The 24,757-nt window shown below is 67.4% G+C and carries 23 protein-coding genes; 6 read left to right on the top strand and 17 right to left on the bottom strand.

Features of this window, described 5'->3' with window-relative positions; translation table 11 throughout:
- Positions 1 to 18 precede the first annotated feature (18 nt).
- Positions 19 to 1,335 (bottom strand): UDP-glucose/GDP-mannose dehydrogenase family protein, encoded by a 1,317-nt coding sequence (locus tag S2M10_RS03025; RefSeq protein WP_168844786.1) that lies wholly within the window; start codon positions 1,333 to 1,335, stop codon positions 19 to 21.
- 617 nt (positions 1,336 to 1,952) lie between these two features.
- Between S2M10_RS03025 and S2M10_RS03015 the strand changes: the two genes are divergently transcribed.
- The 3 genes from S2M10_RS03015 to S2M10_RS03005 all read left to right on the top strand — a co-directional run bounded on the left by S2M10_RS03015 (position 1,953) and on the right by S2M10_RS03005 (position 6,082).
- On the top strand, positions 1,953 to 3,164 hold the full coding sequence (locus S2M10_RS03015) for an EAL domain-containing protein (RefSeq protein WP_348770531.1): 1,212 nt from the start codon (positions 1,953 to 1,955) through the stop codon (positions 3,162 to 3,164).
- Complete coding sequence (locus tag S2M10_RS23060) at positions 3,161 to 5,626, top strand: ATP-binding protein (protein ID WP_168844784.1); 2,466 nt, start codon at positions 3,161 to 3,163, stop codon at positions 5,624 to 5,626. Before S2M10_RS03015 ends, S2M10_RS23060 begins: the two co-directional genes overlap by 4 nt.
- Before the next feature lie 69 nt (positions 5,627 to 5,695).
- Entirely contained in the window at positions 5,696 to 6,082 is a 387-nt protein-coding gene (locus S2M10_RS03005) for a response regulator (protein WP_168844783.1), read from the top strand.
- A 3-nt stretch (positions 6,083 to 6,085) separates the two neighbouring features.
- Here the strand turns inward: S2M10_RS03005 and S2M10_RS03000 are convergent, their stop codons facing one another.
- From S2M10_RS03000 to S2M10_RS02985, 4 genes are all read right to left on the bottom strand, one after another.
- Positions 6,086 to 7,372 carry an MFS transporter gene (locus S2M10_RS03000; RefSeq protein ID WP_168844782.1) on the bottom strand — a complete coding sequence of 429 codons (1,287 nt, stop codon included), beginning with the start codon at positions 7,370 to 7,372 and terminating at the stop codon, positions 6,086 to 6,088.
- 89 nt (positions 7,373 to 7,461) lie between these two features.
- Positions 7,462 to 8,361, bottom strand: coding sequence for an intradiol ring-cleavage dioxygenase (locus S2M10_RS02995; RefSeq protein ID WP_247650583.1), 900 nt, complete (start codon positions 8,359 to 8,361; stop codon positions 7,462 to 7,464).
- 76 nt (positions 8,362 to 8,437) lie between these two features.
- Positions 8,438 to 9,685, bottom strand: a complete 1,248-nt coding sequence (locus tag S2M10_RS02990; RefSeq protein ID WP_168844780.1) for an ATP-binding protein — start codon at positions 9,683 to 9,685, stop codon at positions 8,438 to 8,440.
- A gap of 29 nt (positions 9,686 to 9,714) precedes the next feature.
- On the bottom strand, positions 9,715 to 10,452 hold the full coding sequence (locus S2M10_RS02985) for a response regulator transcription factor (RefSeq protein WP_168844779.1): 738 nt from the start codon (positions 10,450 to 10,452) through the stop codon (positions 9,715 to 9,717).
- A gap of 222 nt (positions 10,453 to 10,674) precedes the next feature.
- Between S2M10_RS02985 and rpsU the strand changes: the two genes are divergently transcribed.
- Positions 10,675 to 10,881: a 30S ribosomal protein S21 gene (rpsU, locus tag S2M10_RS02980; RefSeq protein WP_010545388.1), complete on the top strand. Its 207-nt coding sequence runs from the start codon at positions 10,675 to 10,677 to the stop codon at positions 10,879 to 10,881.
- Positions 10,882 to 10,967: 86 nt separating this feature from the next.
- The gene (locus tag S2M10_RS02975; RefSeq protein WP_168844778.1) at positions 10,968 to 11,555 is read left to right on the top strand and encodes an FKBP-type peptidyl-prolyl cis-trans isomerase; all 588 of its coding nucleotides are present in this window, start codon (positions 10,968 to 10,970) and stop codon (positions 11,553 to 11,555) included.
- 66 nt (positions 11,556 to 11,621) lie between these two features.
- Here S2M10_RS02975 and S2M10_RS02970 read toward each other — a convergent pair whose 3' ends face one another.
- The 3 genes from S2M10_RS02970 to wecB all read right to left on the bottom strand — a co-directional run bounded on the left by S2M10_RS02970 (position 11,622) and on the right by wecB (position 14,882).
- Complete coding sequence (locus S2M10_RS02970) at positions 11,622 to 12,374, bottom strand: metallophosphoesterase family protein (protein ID WP_168844777.1); 753 nt, start codon at positions 12,372 to 12,374, stop codon at positions 11,622 to 11,624.
- A 2-nt stretch (positions 12,375 to 12,376) separates the two neighbouring features.
- Positions 12,377 to 13,675, bottom strand: coding sequence for a UDP-N-acetyl-D-mannosamine dehydrogenase (wecC, locus tag S2M10_RS02965; protein WP_168844776.1), 1,299 nt, complete (start codon positions 13,673 to 13,675; stop codon positions 12,377 to 12,379).
- A gap of 67 nt (positions 13,676 to 13,742) precedes the next feature.
- Positions 13,743 to 14,882 carry a UDP-N-acetylglucosamine 2-epimerase (non-hydrolyzing) gene (gene wecB / locus S2M10_RS02960; RefSeq protein WP_168844775.1) on the bottom strand — a complete coding sequence of 380 codons (1,140 nt, stop codon included), beginning with the start codon at positions 14,880 to 14,882 and terminating at the stop codon, positions 13,743 to 13,745.
- Between the two features lie 111 nt (positions 14,883 to 14,993).
- Between wecB and galU the strand changes: the two genes are divergently transcribed.
- Positions 14,994 to 15,863: a UTP--glucose-1-phosphate uridylyltransferase GalU gene (gene galU / locus S2M10_RS02955; RefSeq protein ID WP_168844774.1), complete on the top strand. Its 870-nt coding sequence runs from the start codon at positions 14,994 to 14,996 to the stop codon at positions 15,861 to 15,863.
- A 39-nt stretch (positions 15,864 to 15,902) separates the two neighbouring features.
- Here galU and S2M10_RS02950 read toward each other — a convergent pair whose 3' ends face one another.
- The 9 genes from S2M10_RS02950 to ubiB form a co-directional block, all read right to left on the bottom strand.
- Positions 15,903 to 17,249, bottom strand: a complete 1,347-nt coding sequence (locus S2M10_RS02950) for a nucleotide sugar dehydrogenase (RefSeq protein ID WP_168844773.1) — start codon at positions 17,247 to 17,249, stop codon at positions 15,903 to 15,905.
- 48 nt (positions 17,250 to 17,297) lie between these two features.
- Positions 17,298 to 18,317 (bottom strand): NAD-dependent epimerase/dehydratase family protein, encoded by a 1,020-nt coding sequence (locus tag S2M10_RS02945; protein ID WP_168844772.1) that lies wholly within the window; start codon positions 18,315 to 18,317, stop codon positions 17,298 to 17,300.
- Between the two features lie 48 nt (positions 18,318 to 18,365).
- Positions 18,366 to 19,130, bottom strand: coding sequence for a molybdopterin-synthase adenylyltransferase MoeB (gene moeB / locus S2M10_RS02940; RefSeq protein WP_168844771.1), 765 nt, complete (start codon positions 19,128 to 19,130; stop codon positions 18,366 to 18,368).
- The gene (locus S2M10_RS02935) at positions 19,127 to 19,504 is read right to left on the bottom strand and encodes a hypothetical protein (protein WP_168844770.1); all 378 of its coding nucleotides are present in this window, start codon (positions 19,502 to 19,504) and stop codon (positions 19,127 to 19,129) included. Before S2M10_RS02935 ends, moeB begins: the two co-directional genes overlap by 4 nt.
- Entirely contained in the window at positions 19,501 to 19,947 is a 447-nt protein-coding gene (dut, locus tag S2M10_RS02930; RefSeq protein ID WP_168844769.1) for a dUTP diphosphatase, read from the bottom strand. The genes S2M10_RS02935 and dut overlap by 4 nt, the downstream gene beginning before the upstream one ends.
- Before the next feature lie 2 nt (positions 19,948 to 19,949).
- Positions 19,950 to 20,858 (bottom strand): lysophospholipase, encoded by a 909-nt coding sequence (locus S2M10_RS02925; protein WP_247650582.1) that lies wholly within the window; start codon positions 20,856 to 20,858, stop codon positions 19,950 to 19,952.
- 64 nt (positions 20,859 to 20,922) lie between these two features.
- Complete coding sequence (gene coaBC, locus S2M10_RS02920; protein ID WP_168844768.1) at positions 20,923 to 22,095, bottom strand: bifunctional phosphopantothenoylcysteine decarboxylase/phosphopantothenate--cysteine ligase CoaBC; 1,173 nt, start codon at positions 22,093 to 22,095, stop codon at positions 20,923 to 20,925.
- Positions 22,092 to 23,210 (bottom strand): hypothetical protein, encoded by a 1,119-nt coding sequence (locus S2M10_RS02915; RefSeq protein WP_168844767.1) that lies wholly within the window; start codon positions 23,208 to 23,210, stop codon positions 22,092 to 22,094. The genes coaBC and S2M10_RS02915 overlap by 4 nt, the downstream gene beginning before the upstream one ends.
- Positions 23,207 to 24,736, bottom strand: coding sequence for a 2-polyprenylphenol 6-hydroxylase (ubiB, locus tag S2M10_RS02910; RefSeq protein ID WP_168844766.1), 1,530 nt, complete (start codon positions 24,734 to 24,736; stop codon positions 23,207 to 23,209). Before ubiB ends, S2M10_RS02915 begins: the two co-directional genes overlap by 4 nt.
- Between the last annotated feature and the right edge of the window lie 21 nt (positions 24,737 to 24,757).

Genomic DNA, 24,757 nt, shown 5'->3' with positions numbered 1-24,757 from the left:
GCAGGGGCGGGCAGGCGATCAGTCGCGGCTCGGCTTGCCGACGCCGGTGTACTGCAGGCCGGCGCGTTCGAGTTCGGCCGGCGGATAGATGTTGCGCAGGTCGACGAGCACCGGGCTGTTCAGGCTGTTCTTGATGCGGCTGAGGTCGAGCGCGCGGAACGCATCCCACTCGGTGACGATCACCAGCGCGTCCGAACCCTCGGCCGCCGCATAGGGATTTGCGACGAATTCGACGTCGGTCAGCATCTTGGCAGCCTGTTCGACGCCCTCGGGGTCGAAGGCCTTCACCGTCGCGCCCGCATCCTGCAGCGCGGCGATGATCGAGATGCTCGGCGCATCGCGCATGTCGTCGGTATTGGGCTTGAAGGTGAGGCCGAGAATGCCGACGGTCTTGCCGCGCACGTCCCCGCCCATCGCCTTGATGACCTTGCGGCCCATCGCGCGCTTGCGGGCATCGTTCACCTGCACGGTCGCCTCGACGATGCGCAGCGGCGTCTCGTTGTCGGCGGCGGTCTTCATCAGCGCCAGCGTATCCTTGGGGAAGCACGAGCCGCCATAGCCGGGGCCGGCGTGGAGGAACTTGCCGCCGATGCGGTTGTCCATGCCGATGCCGCGCGACACTTCCTGCACGTCCGCGCCCACCTGCTCGCACAGGTCCGCGATCTCGTTGATGAAGGTGATCTTCACCGCGAGGAAGGCGTTCGCCGCGTACTTGATCAGCTCGCTGGTGCGGCGGCCGGTGAACAGCACCGGGGCCGACTGGTTGAGCGAAAGCGGGCGATAGATCTCGCGCATCACCTGGCGGGCGAATTCATCATCGGTGCCGACGACGACGCGGTCGGGGCGCTTGAAGTCCTCGATCGCCGCGCCTTCGCGCAGGAATTCGGGATTGGAGACGACCTTGGCCCCGCTGTTGGGTGCAACCTCGGCGATGATCCGCTCGACCTCGTCGCCCGTGCCGACGGGCACGGTCGACTTGGTGACGATCACGCTGGGCTTGGTCAGATTCTCGGCGATCTCGCGCGCGGCGGCGAAGACGTAGGAGAGATCGGCATGGCCGTCGCCGCGGCGGCTGGGCGTGCCGACGGCGATGAACACGGCGTCCGCATCCTTCACGCCTTCGGCGAGATCGGTGGTGAAGGAGAGGCGGCCTGCCTTGACGTTGCTGGCAACCAGCGCGTCGAGGCCCGGCTCATAAATGGGCATCACATTCTGATGGAGCAGCTCGATCTTCCGCGCGTCCTTGTCCACGCAGATGACTTCATGGCCGAAGTCCGAGAAGCAGGCTCCAGATACCAGGCCCACATAGCCAGTGCCGATCATCGCAATGCGCACGATTTTCCCCTGTGCCGAGAGTGCTGTTGCCAGCGGTCAACCGAGGCTCTTAACCGAACTTGCCGCGACCGCAACCCACCGCAGTGCAGCAATTGCGTCAGCACGTTGGCCCAAAATAAAAAAGGCCTGCGGGGGCAGGCCTTTTCTTGTTTATTGTCAGCCGGCGGCATGTGGCCGCCGGCTGGGTTCGATGTGGGTTCAGAGCGGACGGATCTCGGTGCCGCCGATGCCATCACGGAAGAAGAGGGTGAAGAAGGTCATTTTTTTGGCTCCCATTTCTGCGCTGTTCCGCGCAAGTCATTTCGTTAATGAAAAATTTACTTCTCCGCAATCGGGGATTCTGCGGAGGCATGCGCCTTCGCAAATATGAAGGTGGCTGTTTACCTTTCCTTCAGTGACTTTCCGTACGCCTCTAAAGCCCGGCGTCTCGGGGGAGTGCTGGGGACGAAAGGAGCAGGCCGCTGTGGCCGTGGAACCGCGGCAAATGTCGGTTTTTGAGTGGGTTTCTGCATCGGACGGTAGTTTTTCGCGTATCGGTCCACTATTCGGTATGAGGCCGGCAGGCGGCGGGAGGGCATTCGGTGAGCCAAGGCTTGAGGGTATCGGCATTGTGCCGCGTGACCAATTTCGAGACAGCGCGCCGTGCTCTCGGAAAAAATGACTTGGATCGGGCCATCCGGACGATGGCGGCCCGAATCGCGGCGCGCGCGGAGGAAGTCGAACTGGTCGGTGTCGGACGCGACCTGATCGAGTTCCTGCTGCACGCCGAAAGCGCTGACGCCGTCGGCGCAGCGCTTCAGTCGCTGCAGGCGTCGCTTGTCGAGCAACAAGCGGACCTGCCCGCTGAAACGCGTCTCGATTTCGCGATCGGTGCCGCCTGCGCACCCCATGACGAAACCGATCTGCTGCGCCTTCTGGAAGCGGCCGAGGTCGCACTGGCGCGCGCCGGCGACGAGGGCGGTCTGAATATCATCGATCTTTCCCTGGCCGATCGGTGCGTCGATCGGCTGACCCTGATCGCGGATCTTCCGCGCGCGATCGCGGCAGGCGAGATGTTCCTGCACTATCAGCCCAAGATCAACGTGCGCCAGCAGCGCGTGTCGAGCGCCGAGGCGCTGATCCGTTGGCAGCATCCGGAGCGCGGGCTGATCATGCCGGGCGATTTCATCGCAGCGGCGGAGGAGTCGGGCCAGATCGGACCGCTGACGCTGTGGACGCTGCGCCAGGTGATCGTCGATCAGCGCCGCATGGCCGCGCGCGGGCACGACATACCGCTTTTCCTGAACATTTCGGGCATGCTCCTCGCCAATGCGGGCTTCGTCGATGAAGTGTGCGAGATCATCACCGCCAATCCGGCCGCGAAGCTCGGGTTCGAGATTACCGAGACCGCAGTGATCCGGGATCCGGAAAGCGCGATCCGGCATCTGCAGCAGTTCGCCGATCATGGCGTCGTGCTCGCGATCGACGATTATGGCGCCGGCCTGTCCTCGCTTGCCTATCTGAAGCAGCTCCCCGCCAAGGAGCTGAAAATCGACAAGATGTTCATCACCCAGCTGACGTCGAGCCATCGCGACCCGCTGATCGTGCGCTCGACCATCGATCTGGCGCATGCGCTGGAGATGGAAGTGACGGCCGAGGGCGTGGAAACCCCCGCGGCGCTGGCGCTGCTCAGCGTGATGGGATGCGACCTTGTGCAGGGCTATCTGATCTCGCGTCCGGTGCCGTTCGCGGCGCTGTGCAGCTATCTCGATGGGCAGGACCAGCTGGTCGAGACGATGGCGAACCGTCCCGTGTTTCTCCGGTCGGGAAGTTCGTGGACCCGCGCGTGACACGCCGTACCGGGCATCGAATTGCCCGCGTCTTTGGTCTTACCATCCTTGTTGTCGCATTGCCTTCAGCCGTGCACGCGCAGCAGCTGCCGCGTGACGTTGCGGCGCTTGTGGGGCAGGCGCGGGACCGCATCGTCGACCAGTCTGCCGATCCCAAGCCTTTGATCGACCGGATAGACCTTGCTGCCACGCAGCGCGGCGATCCGGGCGAGCGCGCGCTTATCCGCGGCACGGCGCTGTGGCTCCGCGCGGAACTGCAGCTGCGCTCGGATGAGATGGATGCCGCACGCGTATCGCTGGAAGCGGCGCAGCGCGCGGTCGCCCCGATCGCGTCGCCAGTACGGTTGAAGGGAGATTTGCTGCTCTCTATGGGCAATCTGTACATGATGCGCGACCAGGCGGCCGAGGCGCTGTCCGCGTTTCAGCGGGCGTACCGCATCTTCGAGAAGTTGCACGAAGTACGCAGCCAGGCGCTAGCACTCCAATCGATTGGCTCGCTCTATGTCATCGCGCATGACGATCATCGCGCCGAGCGCTATTTTCGCCAAGCGTCGCTCCTATACGGGGCTGACGATCTCCTCTCCCTGACCCTGCACAACAGCCGCGGAAACGTTCTGCTGGTTCTCGAGCGCTACAGGGAGGCGGATGCGGAATATGCGCAGGCCGTACGCTTGGCTCGAAAGCTAAGTAAGCCGATGCTCGAAGCGCGCATACTCGATAACATGGCACGCAACCAGATCGAGGCACGGAACCTGAAAGGTGCGCATGCCACTCTTGATCGCGCCTTCGGGCTAGCAAAGGACGGGGATGCTGGCGGGCTGACGCGCCTGCTGAACGCAACAGCAGCGAAGCTTGCGAACGATGAGGGCAATCCGCAGCATGCTGCGGTGTTGATAGGAGAGACGTTCAGGGGAGTGGATCTTACGACGACCACACAAGACTACCGCACGCCCCATCAGATCGCATACATCATCTACCGCCGTCTCGGCGACGACCGGCGAGCGCTCAGACACCTGGAGGCGTTGAAGCGGCTGAGCGACGAAGCGGCCAAGGTTGCAACGACCAACAGCGCCGCGCTGATGGCTGCCCGGTTCGACTATGCCAACCAGGAACTCACCATCCAGCGGCTCAAGACCGAGCAGCTGCGCAAGGCCGCGCATTTCCAGCGCGTGCTGTTCATCTCGCTCGGCCTCGCCACCCTGGTCGTCATTCTGCTGCTCAGCTTCGGGCTGTTCACCATCCGGCGCAGCCGCAATCAGGTGCGGGCGGCCAACACGGTGCTTGCCGCGACCAACGCGGCGCTCGAAAAGGCGCTGCGGGCGAAGACCGAATTCCTCGCGACGACCAGCCACGAGATCCGGACGCCCCTGAACGGCATCCTGGGCATGACCCAGGTAATGCTCACCGACCAGTCCCTTGCCGAAGGGCTCCGCGAGCGGCTGGAGGTCGTGCAGGGGGCGGGGCTGACAATGCGCGCGTTGGTGGACGACATTCTGGACGTCGCAAAGATCGAGAGCGGCAATCTGAGCGTGGATCCGGTGCCGATGGACTTCCGCGCGCTTGCCGAGGAAGTCGCGCGGCTGTGGACCGATCCCGCACAGGCGAAAGGACTGACGTTCGACGTGCGTCTGGAGGATGCGCCGGGCTGGATCGTCAGCGATCCGAGCCGGCTGCGGCAATTGCTGTTCAACCTCCTCTCCAACGCGCTCAAGTTCACCCCGCAGGGCAAGATCGGCCTCCACGTGGCGACGGCGCCCGGCAGCGGAGGCGGGGATGATCGGCTGCGCATCGCGGTGTCGGACACCGGGATCGGCATCCCGGCGGACAAGCTGGAGGAGATTTTCGAAAGTTTCCGGCAGGCGGATTCCAGCACGACCCGCCAGTTCGGCGGCACCGGGCTGGGCCTGACGATCTGCCGAAACCTGGCCCAGGCGCTGGGGGGCGAGATCCTCGTGCGCAGTGCCCCCGGCGCGGGATCGACCTTCACGATCGACCTGCCGCTGATCCATGCAGCGGCACCCGCAGCGTCGCCCATCGCGGAAGAAGCGGGCTGGGGAGTGTTGATCCTCGAGCGCAACCCGATCACCCGGGCGATGCTGCGGACGCTGTTCGAGGCCGTGGTGGACCGGGTTCGCTTCGCCAAGGATGGTGATGAGGCGCTGCAGCTACTCGAATTGGAGCAGTTCGCAGCACTCGTCATTGACGAGGCGACGCTCGCCACCGCAACGAACAACCCATTGGAAGACATCGCAACCCTCTGCCGGGCTCAGCCCAATCTCTCCGCCACGCTGTTGTGGAGCGGTGGCGACGCCGAACGCCATGCGCAATTTCTGGACGCCGGCATAACACAGGTGATAGAAAAGCCGGTCGCTGGAGCGGAATTGGTGATGGCGGCTGTGCCCGCGTTCGCGCGGAAAAAGAAGATTCTGGGGAACGACCCGCTTGTTTCGCAAGCGGCTTAGGGCGATAACACACCTCGACATGCAAACCGTGGCCAGAACGCTGGTGTCTACCCAGAAGGGCGAGCGTCGATGAACATCCTGTTCATCGAGGACGATCCGATGAATCGGCGCGTTGTGAAGGATATGCTGGACGTCGCCGGTGCGACAATGGCCGAGGCTGCGTGGGCGGAGGAGGGCCTCGCCCGGATCGACGATGAATCGTTCGACATCATTCTGGTCGATCTGCGCATGCCGGGCACCGACGGGTTCGAGACGATCCGCCAGATCCGCGCGCGCCCCGATGCCAAGGCCGGGCTGCCGATCATCGTCGTCACCGCCGATACCGCGCTGGACCTGCGCGAACGCTGCCTGGCGACGGGCGCCGACGACGTGCTGTTCAAGCCGGTGGCGATGGATGCGCTGTTCGATGCAATCGGACGGGTGCTGGCGAAGCGCGGTGGGGCGATCCTCGCCTGAGCCTCAGTCTTCGGCGATCCGGCTGTTGCGCGCCGTGTCGCGCATCGTCGCATAGGTAATCAGCGAAATCCCGATCATTCCCGTCACATACCAGTAGAAGCCGCGCTCCCAGCCCTCCTGCTTGAACCACAGCGCGACGGACGGCGCGGTGCCGCCGAAGATCGCGTTCGCCAGCGCATAGGGCAGCGCTACCCCCAGGGTGCGGATATGCGACGGAAACAGCTCCGCCTTCACGACCGCGTTGATCGCGGTATAGCCGGTGACGATCAGCAGCGCGGCGGTCATCAGCCAGAAGGCGCTCATGCCGTCGCGGACGCCCTCCAGCGCGACGAAGATCGGATAGGTGCAGCAGACGCCCAGCACCCCGAAGCCGATCATCAGCGGTTTGCGGCCGATCCGATCCGACAGCGCACCTGCCAGTGGCTGGACCAGCATGAACACGAACAGCGCCGCCGCATTGACCTGCGTGGCGGCGGCATCGGAAAAGCCGGCGGTCTTCTTGAGGAAGGTGATCGGGTAGATCGTATAGGCATAAAAGGCGAGCGTGCCGCCGGCGGTGAGCAGCAGCACCAGCATCGCCTCGCGCGGGTGCTGGCGGAACAGCGCGAAGGCGCCCGATTCGGCCTGCCGGTCGCGCTTGGCGAAGCTTTCGGTCTCGGCGAGGCGGCGGCGCAGCCAGTAGACGAGCAGCGCCAGTGCGCCGCCAAGGGCGAAGGGCAAGCGCCAGCCCCATTCGCGCAGGCTGGCTTCGGGCAGCACCGCCTGCAGGCCGATCAGCGCCACCAGCGCTGTCAGCTGCCCCGAAATGAGCGTGACATATTGGAAGCTGGAGAAGAAACCGCGGTGCCGCCGCCCCGCCATCTCCGACAGATAGGTGGCGCTCGCGCCATATTCGCCGCCGAGGGACAGGCCCTGGAGCAGGCGCGCCAGCACCAGCGATGCGGTCGCCGGCCAGCCGATCGCGGCATAGCTGGGCGTCGCCGCGATCAGCAGCGAGCCTGCGCACATCAGCGTCACCGACAGGCTGAGCCCCGCCTTGCGGCCATGCCGGTCGCCATAGACGCCCATCAGCCAGCCGCCGATCGGCCGCATGAAGAAGCCGATCGCGAAGACGATCCAGGCGTTCAGGTCCTGCGCGGTGCCTGGCGCGAAGAAATGCGGCGCGAGGTAGCTGGCGAGTGCGGCATAGGCGTACCAGTCATACCATTCGACGAGGTTGCCGGCCGATCCGCCGAGGATCGAGCGAAGGCGCGTACCGCGATCGAGCGGCGTATCGGGAGCATGGGCCATACCCCCGTCTATAGCAAAGCGCCGCCCGCCGGAAAGGCGCGTGCAGGGGGGACGACCCCTCGGCAGGCGGCACAGATCGCGCGCAGGGACTAGCGCGCGATGCCGATCACCGCGGTAGCGGTGTAGCCCGTATCGATGCTGCCGCTGATCGCGGGCGTCTGCTGCGCGATCTGTGCGGCGCTGTTGTCGCCGAACACATTGTCCCGGGCGATCGACACGCCGGACAAATTGCTGAGGCTGGACGCGTATCCGCTCGCCGAGGCGTAGACGGCGCTGCATGTCGCGGCCGGCATCGCCAGCTGCGAGACCAGCGTGGCGTAGCGGCCGCTGGTCGCGGTGGCGAGGCTGGAGAAGACCTCGAAATGGATATGCGGCCAGCGCCCGGCATAGCAGCCGGGGAAAATGGTGGTGAAGGTCACCTGGCCGTTGGCGTCGGTCACGCCCACGCCGCGCAGATAGCTTTCGCTCGGCAGATCGTAGAGCGAATATTTCCCGTCGCGGTCGCAGTGCCAGAGATACACCGCATAGCCGGCCAGCGGCGCGCATCCGGTATTCACGTCCACCACGGTGAGGGTGAGGGTAAGCTGCACGCCGGCGGCGACGCTTGTCGAACTGCCGATGAAGCTCGGCCGGATGTCGCTGCGGACGACGTTGCTCGCGGTCAGTGCGTTCGACGTCAGGCCTGAGGACGTGTTGGTGCCGTCGGCGGGGTAGGGCCCGTTCGTCTCCGTGGGATCGACGACGCAGCTGCCGCTCGTCGCGGTCGGCGTTGGAGTCGGGGTCGGTGTGGGCGTTGGCGTCGGCGTTGGAGTCGGCGTGGCGCTGGCTGCCGTTGCGCTGCTTCCGCCGTCGCCTCCGTCGCAGCCGGCCAGCACGGTGGCGGTTGCCGCGCCCGTGAACCAGCGCAGCGCGCGGCGCCTGCTGGCCAGGGCGTTCATGGCACGAAGATCGTGCGCAAGGCCGTGATCATGGTGGTCGATGTCGTTCAAACCTGCCCTCCTATCGTCAAGGGTCAGGTGGAGGGTCGGCATCGCATGCCGATTTCATGTCCGTTTCATTGTTGCTTCATGTTGCAAGCGGCAATCGTACCATTACCCGACCGCCCGCACCGCCGGGGCGATTCTCCAACGTGACGGTGCCGCCGTGCAGTTCGACGATCGACCGCACGATGGCGAGCCCCAGGCCTGTGCCGCCGGTCGCCCGGTTGCGCGAGCTTTCGCCGCGCACGAACGGGGCGAACAGCTTCTCCGCCTGGAGGGGGTCGAAGCCGGGGCCATCGTCGTCGACCCATATCTCGCCATGCCCGTCGCGGATGCGCCACTGGATTTCCGCGCGATGGCCGTAACGGATCGCGTTCTCCACCAGATTGCCGAACAGCCGCCGCAGCGCCTGCGGTTCGCCGATCAGCACCATGCGGGGGCCGCCTTCCACGGTGACGGGCTTGCCTGCCGTCGACAGGTCGTCCGCCAGGCTTTCGATCAGGCTGCCGAGGTCCAGCCGGACCATCTCGCCGTGCCCGCGGATGTCGCGCGTGAATTGCAGCGTGACGGAGAGCATCGCCCGCATCTCGCCGATGTCGGCCACGGCGCGCTCGCGGGCGGCATCGGGAAGCTGCTCGATCCAGAAGGCGAGGCGCGAGAGCGGCGTGCCCAGATCGTGCGCCATGGCCGCCAGCATGACCGTGCGGTTCTCCGCCTGCTGGAGGATGCGCGCCTGCATCGCCTCCATTGCGCGGCCCAGCTCGCGGATTTCGCGGGGCCCGTCCAGCGGGATCGCCTCCGGCGCACCCAGTCGCGCGCGCGTGGCCGCTTCCGCCAGCCGCCGGATCGGTCGCGAGATGCGCCGCGCCGCTGCCCAGGCGAGCAGCGAGAGGATGATCAATGTGAGCAGCATCCATTGCAGGATCGCGATCCGCCAGCGGCCCAGTGCCGGGCCGCGGCCAACCGATGCCACCAGCCAGCCCTTGTCGGTGCGGCGGCCGACCGTGAAGCTGCCATGGATGTCCTGATCGGGATCGTTGGCCGGCCACTCATAATAGCCGCGGATCTGGCCGGCAGGGACGGGCAGGAGCAGCGCGATGGAGCGATCACGCTCTGGCGAGGCGCGCTCATCGCTGCGTCCGAAATGTTCGTTGTCGGCGACGTACAGGCTGATCTTCTGGCCCTGGCGGCCGGGCGGGGTGCGCCCGGTGCGAAGCGCGTCCGCCACGCGGGCGATCGGCATCGGCCCCGAGCCGGGCGGGGGGCCGTGGAACACCACCGCGAACTGGACCAGCATCACGACCGCCGCCGAGGTGATGGCGAACAGCATCATCGGGACGACGATGGATGCCGGTCGACGGATCACTTCGTGGTGACTTCTGCGACGAACATATATCCTTCGTTGCGGATCGTGCGGATCAGCTCGTCGGCGTCCGAGCGGGCGAGCTTCTTGCGCAGGCGACTCATCTGCACGTCGATGGCGCGATCGAAATGCTCGGCATGGGCGCCGCGCGAATAATCGAGCAGCGCGTCGCGGGTCAGTACCCGGCGCGGCCGTTCGACCAGCGCCAGCAGCAGTCGGAACTCGCCGTCCGACAGGTTGATCAGCACGTTTTCGGGATCATAGAGCTGCCGACCGACCGGATCGAGCCGCCAACCGGCAAAGCGCAGATAATGGCGCTCCAGCGCGCCGCTGATCGCAGGCGCAGCCACGGCGCGGCGCAGTACCGAGCGGATCCGGGCGAGGAGCTCGCGGGGGTTGGCGGGTTTGGCGATGTAATCGTCTGCGCCCATCTCCAGGCCGACGATGCGATCGATATCCTCGCTCAGTACCGAATGGAGGATGACGGCCGGGCCCGCCTGGCGATCCATGGTGCGCAGGATCGACAATCCGTCCTCGCCCGGCATCATCAGGTCCAGCACGACGAGTGCATAGCTTCTCGCCGCGACGGCGGCGCGCATCGTTGCGGCATCCTCCGCCGTATCGACGACATAGCCGTGCTGCGCCAGGAAGGCGGCGGTAAGCTCGCGGATCCCCGGGTCGTCGTCGACAATCAACAGGCGGGTTTCTAGATCCACGGAGGAGACTGACTGCATCATGAAGCGGGTATTGCGACCCAAATCTATCGACCGGGTTGCAGTGCTGCAATCTGCTGCAATGCATTTGTCGCATCCGGTCCCGCAGGGAGGGTTCGGATGCGGCAAAGGGCGCACGCTTTTGCTTGAAGAATCGCAACGGCGCTGATAGGAGGCCCGTTCGACGCCGCAACTATGGTTTCGGCGGCCCCTTGCTATTGAGTTTGATCGGAGCTGTACGACTTTATGCAAATCATCGTTCGCGACAACAACGTCGACCAGGCGCTGCGGGCGCTCAAGAAGAAGCTGCAGCGTGAAGGCGTCTATCGCGAGATGAAGCTGCGCCGTCACTACGAGAAGCCGAGCGAGAAGCGTGCACGCGAGCGTGCCGCTGCCGTGCGCCGCGCCCGCAAGCTGGAGCGCAAGCGCATGGAGCGTGACAGCGCCCGTTGAGGCCTGCCCGGCGCGCGTGATATAGCGCGCGCCGACTTCTCTGTTCTCATCATAACAGGGGCGAACGTCCCTGCCGGAGTCCGATCATGTCGGTGACCGCCGTTCCGCTCCAGCCCGTCAAGGGCAGCTACAAGCTCTGGATCTGGCTGGGGGTGCTGGCGGCGGCCGCCATCGCCTTCGCGCTCGCCTGGGGCGGCACCCGCACGCCCGTCGCGTCGCATCTTGACGCCGAGGGCTTCATGGCGTGGCACAAGACCCAGCCGGGCATCCAGACCACGCCGTCGGGGCTTCAGTATCAGGTGATCGAGGCCGGTAGCGGCGCCAATCCTGCCGAGCAGGATGGTGTCGTGGTGGAGATCCTCGGCACGCTGCGCAGCGGCAAGGAATTCCAGCCCAAGACGCCGATGCGCTTCCAGATCGGCCAGCCGATGATCCCCGGGTTCACCGAGGGCGTGAAGCTGATGAAGAAGGGTGCCCGCTATCGCTTCTGGCTCCCGCCGAAGCTGGGCTATGGCGCCGAGGGCGGCCAGCAGAACGAGCTGTCCGACCAGGTGCTGATCTTCGACGTCACCATGCAGGAGCTGGTGCCGGCCGCCGTTATTCGCCAGATGATGATGCAGCAGCAACAGCAGGGCGGCATGCCGCAGGGGGCAGGCGAAGCGCCCGCACAATAAGCGGCGTCCGACTACCAGGTTTCGAAACGCCCGCGAGCGACCCTCGCGGGCTTTTTCGTGCCTGTCTCAAAAGCCCGTGGCGAGGAAGCGGCGCTCGGCGCCGTCCAGGCATAGCGCGGTGAGGCGGCCCGTGGCGCTCGCGCCGGTGTCGATGGCGATGCGGTTGGCGTGGATCTCGGGTTCGCCGACAATCGTGTGTCCGTGGACGACCAGCACGCCGTGATCGGCGGTGCTGCGCAGGAATGGGGTGCGGATCCAGCGAAGGTCTTGCGATGCCTGCACATCGATCGGCACGCCGGGGCGGATGCCGGCATGCACGAAGAGCACGTCGTCCACCCGCAGCGAGTCGGGAAGGCTACGCAGCAGATGCTGGTGCGCAGCGGGGATCGCCGCGCGGAGCATCGCAGCCGCGGCGCCGGGGTCGGCGAGCAGCGCGAGCGGATCGAGACCATAGCTGGCGGCGCATTCCTCGCCACCGAAGTGCAGCCAGGAGGCGAGATCCTTTACGCCGCCGTCGAGCAGGGCGACGAGCATCGCTTCATGGTTGCCGCCCAGGATGGTCAGGCTCGCGTCCACCGCCTGCCGGGCGCGCAGCAGATCGAGCACGCCCCGCGACTCCGGGCCCCGATCGATCAGGTCGCCCAGCAGCACCAGATGCTCGCGCGGGCGGGGATCGGCGGCGCGTTCGGCGTCGATGCGGGCAAGCAGCGCTTCCAGCAGGTCGCGCCGGCCATGCACGTCGCCGATCGCATAGGCACGGGTGCCCGCGGCCAGCGCATAGGCCGGGGGGCCGGACCGCCGGAACAGCGCGCCGAACATCCTCAACCGGCGAGGCGCAGACCGACGGCGACGCTATCGGGCGCCGGCTGATCGGGCCAGATGCCGCGCGTGTCATAGACCAGCTTGGCCGCGCGCTCGTCGAGGGGCACGGACTTGAACAGATCGTGATCGACCAGCACGATGAAGATGGGGCAGCTTTCGATTGCGCTGTCGATGTCGCTCAGCGTCGCACCCGTGGCGGCGAGGCCGGGGGGCAGGGCCTGCGCATAGGGCTCGACGATGCGGACGCGGGCACCGTGCTTCTCCGCGATCGCCTGGGCTACCTTCAGCGCGGGGCTTTCGCGGAAATCATCGATATTCGCTTTGAACGCGAGGCCCAGGCAGGCGATCGGCGCGCCCGGCAGCCGCGCGATCAGCGCTTCGGCGCGGGCGATGCTGTGCGCCACCTTGCCGTCGTTCACCTCGCGGGCGGTGCGGATCAGCGGGCTGTGCGCGGGGTTCGAGTGGACCAGGAACCACGGGTCGACCGCGATGCAGTGCCCGCCCACGCCCGGGCCCGGCGAGAGGATGTTGACGCGCGGATGGCGGTTGGCCAGGCGGATCACTTCCCACACATCGACTCCCATGCCCTCCGCCAGGATCGACAGTTCGTTGGCGAAGGCGATGTTGACGTCGCGGAACGCGTTTTCGGTCAGCTTGGTCATCTCCGCCGCGCGCGCGGTGGTGGTGACGCAGGCACCCCGCACGAAGCGGCGATAGAAGTGCAGCGCCTTGCGGGCGCAGCGCGGGGTGATGCCGCCGATCACCCGGTCGTTGTCGATTAACTCGACAAGGATGCGGCCGGGCAGCACGCGTTCGGGGCAATAGGCGATGGCGATGTCGGCGCTGCCGTTCGCTTGGCCGGGCACCTTCAGGTCGGGCCGCAGCCGGGCGAGCAGTTCGGCGACCTTTTCGGTGGTGCCCACGGGCGAGGTGGACTCGAGGATGACGACATCGCCGGCCTTCAGCACCGTGGCGATGGTGGTCGCCGCCTGCAGGACATAGCCGATGTCGGGCGCATGGTTGGCGCCGAACGGTGTCGGCACGGCGATGACGAAGACGTCGGACGGCTCGATCGTCAGCGCCGCGCGGAGATTGCCCCGCGCGACCACGCCGGAGACGAGGCCATCAAGGTCGATCTCCTCGATATGGACCCGGCCGGAGTTCACCGTTTCCACGACGCGCGCATCGACATCGATGCCCAGCACCTGGGCGCCCGTCCGCGCGATCACGGCCGCGGTGGGAAGCCCGATATAGCCGAGGCCGAGTACCGCGACCTTCGGCTCTGTGGTGGCAAGCATCGCAAACTCCGGGCGAAATCAGGAGCCGCCACCATGGCAGAGAGGCGTTAAAATATCGGAAGACGGCTCAGCCAAGCCCGAAGCCTGCGCGAACGATCGCGGCGATCCGCGTGGCGGCGTGGCCGTCGCCGAAGGGGTTGTGCGCGCGTGCCATGGCCGCGTGCGCCTGTGGATCGTCGAGCAGGCGGCTGACCTCGGCGATAATGCGGTCGGTATCGGTGCCGACCAGCCGGGCTGTTCCTGCCGCCACCCCCTCGGGGCGCTCGGTCGTCTCGCGCATGACCAGGACAGGCTTGCCGAGCGCAGGGGCTTCCTCCTGCACGCCGCCCGAATCGCTGAGCACCAGGTCTGCCATCGCCAGCGCGCGGATGAAGTGCGGGTAATCGAGCGGATCGATCCGCGCGATATTGGGCTGGTCGCCCAGCGCCTCGTCCATCACCGCGACCACGTTGGGATTCGGATGTACAGGGAACAGGATCGCGACATCCGGACGGGCGGCGATGCGCCGGAGGGCGTCCGCGATGGCCGCCATGCCGCCGCCGAAATTCTCCCGCCGGTGGGTGGTGACCAGCAAGATGCGCTTGCCCGCGAAGCGCGCCGCGATCGGGTCCAGGCCGGCGGCCAGCGCCGGCTCGGCAGCGATTCGCGCCTGCGTGGCGAGGAGCGCGTCGATCACCGTATTGCCGGTGACATGGATGCTGGCGGGCGCGACATTTTCCTCGCGAAGTGCGTTCGCCGCCGTCTCGGTCGGGGCGAAATGCTGGTCCGCGATCGGCGCGACGATTCGGCGGTTCACCTCCTCCGGCCAGGGCTGGTAGATGTCGCCCGAGCGCAGCCCGGCTTCGACATGGCTTACCGGGATCTTGCGGTAATAGGCCGCCAGCGCCCCCACCATCGCGGTGGCGGTGTCACCCTGCACGATGACGCGATCGGGCCGAGCCGCATCCAGGGCGCCGCCGATGCCCGTGAGCAGCCGGGCGGTCAGCGCGTCCAGCGACTGGCCGGGGGTCATCAGATCGAGGTCGATGTCCGGTGCAATGCCCGCAATCGCGAGCACCTGGTCCAGCAGGCCGCGATGTTGCGCGGTCACGCAAGTAACGACCGCAAGTTCCGGCATCGCCTGCAGCGCCCGTATAACCGGGAACAGCTTGATGGCTTCGGGGCGTGTGCCGAAGACGACGAAAAGCTTGTTGCGGACCTGTGCCATTCGCACTGAATAGCGTAATTGCCTCACCGAACCATTACGGAACCCGTGCGTTTGCCAGCCGCGCGGTGTATCGTTATGCCGCACTGCAACCAAGTTTCCACGAGGGGGGTTATGACGATCAAGCCGCTGCGTAAGGCCGTGTTCCCGGTTGCGGGTCTCGGCACCCGGTTCCTGCCCGCCACCAAGGCGATGCCGAAGGAGATGCTGCCGGTCGTCGACCGCCCGCTGATCCAGTACGCCGTCGACGAGGCGGTGGAAGCCGGCATCGAGCAGATGATCTTCGTCACCGGCCGCGGCAAGTCCGCGCTCGAGGACCATTTCGACATCGCCTATGAGCTGGAAGCGACGATGGCAGCCCGCGGCAAGTCGCTGGAGGTGCTCGACGGCACCCGCCTCAAGCCCGGCAACATCGCCTATGTCCGCCAGCAGGAGCCGATGGGCCTGGGCCATGCCGTGTGGTGCGCCCGCGACATCGTCGGCGACGAGCCCTTCGCGGTGCTGCTGCCCGACGATTTCATGTTCGGCCAGCCGGGCTGCCTCAAGCAGATGGTCGACGCCTATAACAAGGTCGGCGGCAACCTGATCTGCGCCGAGGAAGTGCCGGACGACCAGACCCATCGCTACGGCATCATCACGCCGGGCAGCCAGGATGGCGTGCTGACGGAAGTGAAGGGCCTGGTGGAGAAGCCGGCGCCCGGCACCGCGCCGTCGAACCTCTCGGTGATCGGCCGCTACATCCTGCAGCCCGAGGTGATGCGCATCCTGGAGAACCAGGGCAAGGGCGCCGGCGGCGAGATCCAGCTGACCGACGCGATGCAGAAGATGATCGGTGACCAGGCCTTCCACGGCGTGACCTTCCAGGGCACCCGGTACGATTGCGGCGACAAGGCGGGCTTCATCCAGGCGAACCTCGCGGTCGCGCTGTCGCGTCCGGACCTCGAGCCGGCGGTCCGCGCCTTTGCCGTGAAGGCACTGGGCTGAGCCTATCGGGCGGTGCGCCGGGCGATCCGGTGCGCCGCCTTATGCGCGGGCGATGTTCTCGCCCGTGACCCCGGCCTTGCCGCAGGCGTTGCGCGTGTCGATCACCAGCTTCGCCGAGGCGGCCAGCGCGGCATAGTTCACCGCGTCATGATCGGTGGCGATCAGCACTGCATCATACCCGGCGATGGCCGCCACGTCCCACTCGATCCCGTGCCGATAATTGAGCGTCGGATGCTCGCGGGTGCCGTTGATCTGGGCGACATGCGGATCGTGAAAATCCGCCGTCGCGCCGCGCGCCTCGATCAGCTCCATCAGGCGGAGCGACGGGCTCTCGCGAATGTCGTCGACATTCTTCTTGTAGGCCACGCCCAGTACCAGAATGCGTGCACCCCGCAGGCCGCGGCCGAAGCGCGCGTCCAGCGTGTCGGCCAGCACCCGGATGACGTGCTGCGGCATGTCGGCGTTGATCTGGCCGGCAAGCTCGATGAAGCGGGTGTGCTGGTTGTACTCGCGGGCCTTCCAGGTGAGGTAGAAGGGGTCGATCGGGATGCAGTGCCCGCCCAGGCCGGGGCCGGGGTAGAAGGGCATGAAGCCGAAGGGCTTGGACTTGGCCGCCTCGATCACTTCCCACACATCGATGTCCATCGCGGTGAAGATCAGCTTGAGCTCGTTGACCAGCGCGATGTTGACCGCGCGGAACACATTCTCGGTGATCTTCACCGCTTCGGCGGTGGCCGCCGAGGAGACCTGGATCGCCTGGGGCACGATATGGCGGTAGAGCGCCATCGCCAGCCCGGCCGAGACCGGATCATCGGCGCCGACCACCTTGGGGATCTTGGTGGTCGAGAAGGTCGGGTTGCCCGGATCCTCGCGCTCTGGGGAGTAAGCGAGGAAGAAGTCCTTGCCGGCGACCAGCCCGTTCTCCTCGAGGATCGGCTGCATCACCTCGCGGGTGGTGCCGGGATAGGTGGTCGATTCGAGGATGACCAGCTGGCCCTTGCGCAGGCTGTGCGCGATCGCACGGGTGGTGTGCTCGACATATTTGAGATCGGGCTCGAGGTGGCGGGTTAGCGGCGTCGGCACGCAGATCAGCAGCACGTCCACGTCGCCCAGCCGATCGAGATCGGCGGTAGCGGCGAGACGCCTGTCTTCCACCAGCGGGGCGATGCGGTCGCCGGCGATGTGCCTGATGTAGCTCTCGCCCCGATTGAGCGCGACGACCTTTTCGGGGTCGAGGTCGAAGCCGAGCACCGAGCAGCCCGCCTCGCCGAATGCCACCGCGAGCGGCAGGCCGACATAGCCCATGCCGATCACGCCGATCGTCGCCGCGCGCGTTTCGATGCGGGTCTGCAGCTTGAGTCCGTGCGCCGGCCATTCGAAGGTCATTGGAAATCCGCTCCATTCGGGAGCGGCCCTCATGCACCAGCGCCAGTTTCAGCTTTGATAATGTTCCAGATACCAGCGTACGAAGGCGGCCACGCCCTCTTCCGGGGTGGTGGACGGCGCGTAACCGGTAAGCCGGCGGAGCAGGTCCGACGAGGCCTCGGTGGCGGGCACGTCCCCGGCCTGCATCGGCAGGAAGTTCTTGGATGCGGTGCGGCCCAGCGCCTTCTCCGCCGCGCCGATATAGTCCATCAGCGGGGTCGGGCGGCCCGCACCGATATTGACGATGCGAAAGGGTGCGGCGGGGGAAAGGCTGTCGCCCTCCACCGGCACCTCGCCCGGCACCGCATCGACGAGGCGCACGATCGATTCGGCGAGATCGTCGATGAAGGTGAAGTCCCGCACCATCTCGCCATTGTTGTACACGTCGATCGGCTCGCCGGCGAGGATGGCGCGGGTGAACTTGAACAGCGCCATGTCCGGCCGGCCCCAGGGACCATAGACCGTGAAGAAGCGGAAGAAGGTCATCGGCGTGCGGAACAGGTGGGAATAGCTGTGGCCCATCAGCTCGGTCGCGCCCTTGGTGGCGGCGTAGAGGCTCATCGGGGTGGCGGTGCGCTGGGTTTCCCCGAACGGCATGTCGGTATTGGCGCCGTAGACCGAACTGGTCGAGGCGGCGAGGAAGTGGCGCACCGGATGGTGGCGCGCCAGCTCCAGCAGGTTGAACGTGCCGACGATGTTCGCGCCGATATAGCTGGCCGGCTGCTCGATGCTGAAGCGCACGCCGGCCTGTGCCGCCAGGTGGATCACCACGTCGGGCTGGAACTCGGCCCAGGCAGCGGCCAGCGCGGGCTGATCCTCGATCGACAGGCGCGCCACCCGGAAGTTCGGATGGTTGGAGAGCATGTCGTTGCGCGCTTCCTTGAGCGCGACGTCATAGTAATCCGAGAAATTGTCGATGCCGAGCACCGTCGCACCCGCCTGGAGCAGGCGACTTGCGGTGTGGAAGCCGATGAAGCCGGCCGATCCGGTGACGAGCACGCGCGGGGGCTTGGCGGTCGGGTCGGTCATCATGGCTCCTGTGCTTCGGTGTCGCTGCCGCTCCTAGGCCGCATCTCCTTACCGGAGCGTTCCCGTGCCGCAAGCCGGGCAGCCGGGATCCTTGGGCAGGTGCAGCGTGCGGAAGCGCAGCGCAAGCGCATCGACCAGCAGCAGCTTGCCCGCCATATCCTCGCCGAAGGGCGTGATGGCGCGGATGACTTCCAGCGCGGCAAGGCTGCCCAACACGCCGGTGAGCGCGCCCAGCACGCCCTGTTCGGAGCAGCTGACGCCTTCACGCTCGGGATCCTGGCCGACGAAGCAGCGGTAACACGGTTTGTCCGCCTCCCAGCCGCGGTAGGTGGCGAGCTGGCCCTCGAACTCGGCGACGGCGGAGGAGACCAGCGGCACCCGCGCCGCGAGCGCGGTGTCTGCAACGATCAGGCGGGTTGCGAAATTGTCGGTGCCGTCAAGCACCACGTCATGCCCGGCGATCAGCGCAGGCGCATCGTCGGCGGAGAGGCGGCGCGCCTCGATCCGCACCGCGACATTGGGATTGATCGCCGCGACGCGTGCGGCAGCAGCCTGCGCCTTGGCGGTACCGATGTCACCGGTCGTAAACAACACCTGGCGCTGGAGGTTGGAGCGGTCGACGCGATCGTCATCGACGATGGTCAGCGCGCCCACGCCGGCGGCGGCGAGATACTGGATTGCCGGGGCCCCGATCCCGCCGGCGCCGATCACCAGTACGCGCGCCGCCTTCAGCCTGGCCTGTCCAGCGCCGCCGACCTCCCGCAGGATGATGTGGCGGGCGTAGCGTTCCAGCTCCTCGTCGGAGAGCGTCATTTCGGCCAGGTGAAGGTGACCGTCGTGCGGTACCATTGGTCGGCACTGGCCCGACGCGGCAGCAAATTGCCCCGCGCCGCACCCGCGACCATCGCAGCGGCATATTGCTCCACGGTGGGGCACTGGATCGCGCGCGGCACGGTCGTTCGGATATTGTCCTGCGCATCCACCAGCACGGCGACATCGACGGTGAGGGCAAGCCCCGGTCCGATGGCGAGCGGGCATCTGCGCGTGGTGACTTCACTGGCCACAAAGGCCAGCATGTCCGGCGTTATCTGCGGTTCGGCGCGATAGGGCAGCGGGGCGAGCGAAGGCCAGTCGATGCGCGGCGGCGTCGCCTGCACGGCGACCGCAAGGGCGATGGTGGCGATCATCGGCCGGTCGAGCCGAAGCCGCCGGCTCCACGCGCCGTATCGTCGAGACTGGCAACCTCATCCAGGCCGGCATGCTGGACCGGAGCGGGAACCAACTGGGCGATGCGGTCGCCGCGCGCGATGGGGAAGTCCTCGCTGCCGAGATTTGCAAGGATCACCTTGATTTCCCCGCGATAATCGCAGTCGATCGTGCCCGGCGTGTTGAGGCAGGTGATGCCGTGTTTCAGCGCCAGACCTGAGCGCGGACGGACCTGCACTTCATAGCCTGCCGGAATCGCCATCGCGAAACCGGTGGCGACGGCATGGCGTGCGCCCGGCGCGAGGGTCAGGTCCTCCGCGGCGACCACGTCCATGCCCGCAGCGCCCTCGGTGGCGTAGCGGGGAAGCGGCAGGTTCTCGCCATGGGGCAGGCGCTGGATCGCGATGCGGATCGGCGGCAGCAAGGTCAGCCTTTCGTGGGAAGCGCCGCCGCCAACCGGGTGGTGGCCGCCAACACTTCGGAATCGTTGAGCAAATCATGCCCCCGTCCGGGCACGATACGCAGATCGGTAGCGATGCCGCGAAGTGCAAGGGCTTCGGCATAGGCGCGCGAGAGCGCCGGGGGCGTGATCTTGTCGTCGAGGCCTACCAGCACCGCCGCGCGCAGGCCGGGCATCACCCCGCCGGCGGTCTTGAGCGGATCGAGGCTGGCGACCGGTGTCGCCCAGGCAGTGCCGCGGCGCTGCTTCTGCATGCCCTTGCGCCATTCGGGCAGGGCGCAGGGGCAACCGACCAGCACCATCGCATCGACCAGTTCGGGGCGGATGCCCGCGATGTCTGCCGCGATCGCCGCGCCCCCTGAATCACCGACCAGGATCAGCCGCGCGGTGGCGAAGCGGCGGCGCAGGATGCCGATCGATTCGGCCACCGCGTCGATATGCTGCTGGGTGTAATCGTCGCCGAATCCCAACCCCGCCTGACCCGGCGAGCGGTTGCCCGCCATGTCGTCATAGCCAGGGCGCAGCAGCGCGACGGCGGCGCTGTTCGGGATGGCTTGGGTGACGCTCTCGGCGAAGCGGTAATGGTCGCTGCGCGACTCCGGACCGCCGTCGCCGTGGAGGACGACGATCAGCGTGCGCACCGCGTCCGGGGCAGCGGCGCCGAAGTTGCGTGCGTGCAGGTTGAGCGCCGACTCCACCTTGGCGGCGGGGTGCGGTGTGGCGACGGGCGCGGTGCAGCCGGCGAGCAGGGCAAGGACCGGCAGGACGAACCTGGCAGCCCGTGTCTTCGATCCTCCCCCGGAAGGGGAGGGGGACCGCGCGACGGGCGGTGGAGGGGTGCCCCGGCCGGTGACGAGGGTGCGCGTCCCCAGCATGGACACCCCTCCGTCAGGCCTGCGGCCTGCCACCTCCCCGTGCAGGGGAGGATTGTGCGAGGTTTCACAGCGCATCGGCGATCCGATCGGCGAGGCGGCGAGCGACATCGGCCTTGGACGCACGCTCCCAGGAATCGACGCCCGCTGCGGTGACGAGATGGACGGCATTGGCTTCACCCCCCATCACATCGCCGGAAACATCGTTGGCGACAATCCAGTCCGCGTTCTTGCGCGTGCGTTTCGCGACGGCATGTTCGATCACTCGTTCGGTTTCCGCCGCGAAGCCCACCACGAGCCGCGGCCGGCGCGCTCCCTGCGCGACGCCGGCGAGAATATCAGGATTTGGCACGAGATGCAGGTCCGGCGTCGCATCGCCCTTCTTCAGCTTCTGGGCGGCGGCCGCGACATGCCAGTCGGCAACGGCGGCGACCATCACCGCGGCATCGGCGGGCAGGGCGGCATCGACGGCGGCGGCCATCTCGCGGGCGGTCTCTACGTCGATGCGGTCGACTCCCGGCGGCGTGGGCAGCGTCACGGGCCCCGCGACGAGCGTGACCCGCGCGCCGAGTGCCGCGAGCGCGCCGGCGATCGCGAAACCCTGCTTCCCCGAGGAGCGGTTGGCGATGTAGCGCACCGGATCGATCGGCTCGTGGGTCGGGCCGGCGGTGACGAGGATGTGCTTGCCGGCCAGCCGCTGCTCGGCGGGCGCGAGCGCCTGCTGGATCGCGCCGAAAATCGCCTCGGGCTCGGGCAGGCGTCCCGGGCCATATTCGCCGCACGCCATCGCGCCTTCGTCCGGCTCCAGCACGGTCACGCCGTCGGCGCGGAGCTGCGCCACGTTGCGGCGGGTGGCGGCATGGGTCCACATCCGCACGTTCATCGCGGGTGCGGCGAGCACCGGCTTGTCGGTGGCGAGCAGCAGCGTGGTCGCCAGGTCGCTGGCGATGCCGCCGGCCATCCGCGCGAGCAGATCGGCGGTGGCGGGCGCGACGACGACCAGATCGGCCTGGCGGCTGAGCTGGATATGGCCCATCTCCGCCTCGTCCTTCAGGTCCCACAAGGTGGTGTAGACCTGGTTCTCGGACAGCGCAGCCAGCGTCATCGGTGTTACGAAATGCTGGCCGCCTTCGGTGAGCACGCAGGTGACACCAATCCCGGCCTTGCGGCACAGGCGGACGAGTTCGCACGCCTTGTAGGCGGCGATGCCGCCGCCGACGATGAGCAGGATGCGCTTCATGAAGTCACCGTTGTAACCGTGATCCGCCGCCTGTCGAGCGCGCGGTGCCACAGGTCGGCCAGCGCATCGGGCACGAACACCAGCCCGACGAGCGCGGCGGGGGCGATCATCAGCGCCCAGTAGAAATTGTCGAGACGGGCAAAGAGCGACATCGTCGTGCCATAGGCGATGAGCAGCGCGAACATGCGCAGACCCAGCGCGTCGTCCCAACTCGCCCAGCCCAGCAGCGCCAGCGTCACCAGCACCGCTCCCAGCACCAGCGGCAGCGCGTGAAGCCCCGTCGATGCCACGAGCGCGCGCACGAAGAAGCCCGGACCATTGAACGCCGCCCAGCCCGGCGATGTCGGGTCCAGCGGGCCGGTGACGCTCGCCACCGCCTGGGCATGCAGTGCCAGCACCCCGCCGAACAGCAGCAGCGCGAGGGCCCAGCCCAGTGCCTCGCGCCGCCGACCCTCGCGCAAGGCGAAAGCGAGCATGACCAGCAGGTAGAGCGCGGCCGTCTCCCGGATCAGCATTGCAGCGACGCCCAGCGCGATCGCCTCCAGCGCACGTCCGGGCCGGCGGATTGCCAGCGACAGCGCGACAAGCAACCCGGCCCAGATCTCGTGGAACAGCACCAGTCCCGGCTGGAAGAAGGCCAGCATGGAGGTCGCGAGCAGCATCATCAGGATCGCGCGCGGCAGCAGGCCGGCAAGCGAGAGGCCTATGCGCGATGCCCAGGTGAAGGCAGTCAATGTCGCCAGCGCGAGAAGCAGCGCGATGCTCGCCCAGCCGGGGATCGCCGCCTGCAGCGCCGCGAGCGCAGGCAGCCGCATCGTCAGGAAGGGATGGAGCGGGTACGCCCCGGCGCGCATCGCGTCGCTCGCCGCGACATAATAGGGATCGCCGCCCCTCATGCCCGCGACCACGCGCTCGTAGAGGCCGATGTCGGTCATCCGCTCCGCCGCGCGGCCCGCCGCGTCGCCATTGGCGGTGAGCGGAGGCACCGCCAGTGCGGTGAGCGAGGCGAGCAGCAGCACGAGCACCGCCACCCAGGCCAGCCGCGCGCGGCCCCTCGACAGGGCGGCGAAGCGGCTCGGCCGGAGGGTCCAGACGCGGCGCGTGCGCCCGATCATGCCAGCAGCAGCGTTCCGAGCACGCCGACGGCCGCGGCCAGCAGCGCGACTACCGCATAGCGCCAGCCGCCGACGCGGACGACCTGGATCTCGCGGAGGGGCGGCTCGGGCGGGGCACCGCCGGGCGCGGGGAAGCGCAGTTCGATGTTGCGGACCAGCTGGGGCAGGCGGGCGAGGGTGCGCAGATCCTCGATCAGCCGATCGGCGACCTTGGCCTCGGGGCCCAGCTCGGTGCGGATCCATTCGCGGACGAACGGCGCCGAGACGTCCCACAGGTTGATGTCGGGATCGAGCCCGCGCGCGACGCCCTCCACCATCACCATCGTCTTCTGGAGCAGCAGCAGGTGCGGCTGCGTCATCATGTCGAAGTCGCGGGTGATAGAGAACAGGCCGTCGAGCATGCCGCCGATCGACATTTCCTTCACCGGCAGGCCGCGCATCGGCTCGCCCACCGCACGAAGCGCGGTGGCGAACTCGGCGACATTGTGGTGCGCGGGGACATAGCCCGCCTCGAAATGGATTTCCGCCACGCGCTTATAGTCGCCGGTGATCAGGCCGTAGAGGATCTCGGCGAGCCAAACGCGCGCCCGGCGATCGATCCGGCCCATGATGCCGAAGTCGATCGCGGCGATGCGGCCATCGGGCAGCGCGAACAGATTGCCCTGGTGCATGTCCGCATGGAAGAAGCCCTCGGCGATCGCCTGGCGCAGGAAGGCCTTGATCAGCTTGCCCGCCAGCGCCGGCATGTCGTGCCCGGCGCGGACCAGCGCATCCCGGTCGCTGAGCTTGATGCCGTCGATCCACTCCAGCGTCAGCACCTTGCCGGTGGTGCGCTGCCAGTCGATCTGGGGGACCATGAAGTCCGGCTCGGCGGTCATGCCCTCGGCGAGTTCGGAGGCCGAGGCGGCCTCGCGGCGGAAATCGAGCTCGCGCGCGGTCCAGCGCTTGAAGCTTTCGATCACCAGCCGCGGGCGCAGGCGGCGCGCCTCGCCGCCATAGGCCTCGAGCTGGGCGGCGGCCCATTCATAGGTGTCGATCGCGCGGGCGAAGTCGCTCTCGATGCCCGGGCGCAGCACCTTCACCGCGACGCGGCGGCCGTCGGTGGTCACCGCCCGGTGCACCTGCGCGATCGAGGCGGCGCCGATCGGGGTTTCCTCGATCTCGGCGAACAGGGCCGAGAGCGGGCGGCCATGGCTGGTCTCGATCCGCTGGCGGATGATGTCGAAGGGGACCGGCGGCAGCGCGTCCTGGAGGCGCAGCAGATCGTGCGCGGCTTCCTCGCCGACGAGATCGGGGCGGGTGGCCAGCGTCTGGCCGAGCTTGATCGCGGCGGGGCCGATCGCCTGGAAGGCATCGGCATAGGCGGGCACGGCGGGCACGCGCGCGCCGAGCCGGGCGATGCGGGCGAGGCGGCGGACCGGGCGCGGGGTGTTGGCGTCGCGCTCGATGCCGCGCAAGGCGCCGTGGCGCGCGAGGATGCGGCCCCATTTGAGCAGGCGCCAGAGATGGACGGCAGGCGCGGTCATAGCTCTAGCCCCTCCTCCTTG

It is taken from the genome of Sphingomonas sp. S2M10 (genome assembly GCF_012650175.1).
Taxonomy (GTDB): Bacteria; Pseudomonadota; Alphaproteobacteria; order Sphingomonadales; family Sphingomonadaceae; genus Sphingomonas.
This window is presented reverse-complemented; position numbering and strand designations above follow the sequence as displayed.